The sequence below is a fragment of the Achromobacter sp. Marseille-Q0513 genome, assembly GCF_018195695.1.
GTDB lineage: Bacteria > Pseudomonadota > Gammaproteobacteria > Burkholderiales > Burkholderiaceae_B > Achromobacter.
The window spans coordinates 1-1789 of the sequence record NZ_JAGTJY010000350.1 but is presented as its reverse complement, the minus strand read 5'-3'; the positions used below and the strand labels follow the sequence as shown (position 1 = coordinate 1789).

The following is a 1789-nucleotide window of genomic DNA, read 5'->3' as shown; positions in this document are numbered from 1 at the left end:
AGCCCGATATCGCGATTGGTGCGCAGGGCGCCGGCCAGCGCGGCGTCCTGCCCGGCCTTGATGCTCGCACCGCCATCGGCTTCCCATTGCGAGGCGGCCTGCGCGCGCAGGTCGCGCGCGGCGGTCAGCGTCAGGTTGCCCGCGGCGGCACCCTTGCCTGCCAGACGCAGGTCCTGACTGGCGGACAGCGTGATGTCGCCCCGCGCGCCCATCTCGCCGGCGGCTTCCAGATCACCGCCCGAGCGCGCCGTGATGCCTGTGCCCTGCGCGCGGCTCGTGGACGCCAGCGCCAGTCTTTCTCCGGCCGTCAGGGACAGCGCGCCGCCATAAGCCATGGCGCTGCCGTCCACGCGCAGATCCGTGCCCGAGGCCAGCGTCATGCCGGCGTTGGTCTCGGCCAGGCCGGCCAGCGTCAGCGCCTTGCCGGCGTCCAGGCGCAGCGCGCCCTTGGCCTGCAGCTTCGCGTCCGCGCCGGCCGCGATCTTGCCGATCGCATCGACGGACAGTGGTCCGCCCGCCAGCAGCTTGCCGTCGATGGCCGCGTCGCCCGCCGCGCTGATGGTCAGCGCTTGCAGCGACGCCAGCGCGCCGGCGGTGGTGAAGTTGCCTTGCGTGCGCAGGCCGATGGCGCCGCCGGCTTGGGCCGTGGCGTCCTTGCCGATGGACAGGTCGCCCACCGAGGTCAGATTCAACGCGCCTGTCGTTGCGCTGGCGCTGCCCAGCAGCGCCAGCTTGCCGCCCGCGTCCGCCGTCAGGTCGCTGTTGCTGCGCAGGCTGCCCTTGAGGGTGGCATCGCTGCCGGCTTGCAGTTGCAGCTTGCCGGTGCTGGATAGCTGGCCATCCGTCGTGGCCGCGCCGCGCGCTTGCAGCGTCAGGTCGCCGTCGGCATTGAGCGTGCCGGAGACCGCCGCGTCGCGGCCCGCATCCAGCTTGACCGCGCCCGCCGACACCAGGGCGCCGCCTGCGCGCAGATCGCGCGTAGCGGTGACGTCGATGCCGCGTCCCTGCGTCTTGCTGGCCGCGCCCAGCAGCACGTCATTGCCCGCCAATCGCAGCGTGCCGCCGTAAGCCAGCGCGCTGCCATCCAGGCGCAGCTCGCGCGCCACGTCGATGGACAGGCTGGTGTCGCTCAGGGCCGAGCCGGCCAACGTCACGCCCTCGCCCGCGCGTATCCCCATGGCCTGGCCCGATTGCAGGCGTGCGCCGGCAGTCGTGGACAGCTCGCCGCCGGCCTCGGCTTGCAGCGTGCGCGCGGCCGAGATCTGGCCGGGCAGCTGGACGTCGCGGCCGGCTTGCAGCGTCAGCGCGCCCTTGGCGGATACCAGGCCGACCGATTGCGTGCTGGCGGCGGTCTCGGTGCTTGCGCCTGCGCCCGAGCCGTTGCTCGTGCCTGCGCCGTTGCCTGCATTGCCGCCGGTGCTTCCGGTGTTGCCACCGTTGTTGCCGCTGCCGTTACTTCCGTTATTGCCACCGGTGCCGCCATTGTTGTTGCCGGTGCCGCCCGTATTGCCGTTGTTGTTGCCGCCTGTGCCGTTGTTGCCATTGCCCGAGCCGCTATCTGCCGCAGTACCCGCGCGCAGATTGCGCCCGGCCTGCACGCGCACGTCCTGATCGCCCATCACCAGCGAGCCGCCCAGCGCCAGATCGCGCCCCGCCGCCACGCGCAGTGCGTCCTGCGTCTGCAGGCTGCCGCGCGCGCTCACCGACACATCGCCAGCGGCATCCACCGTCAGCGCCTGGCCCGCGCTCACCGCGCCCGTGACCGCCGCGTCGCGGCCCGCCGTCAGGG

General features: G+C 73.0%; 1 protein-coding gene. It reads right to left on the bottom strand.

Annotated elements, in window-relative coordinates:
- The coding region (locus KDH83_RS30535) for a hypothetical protein (RefSeq protein WP_212322751.1) at positions 1–1789 on the bottom strand (1789 nt) is incomplete at both ends.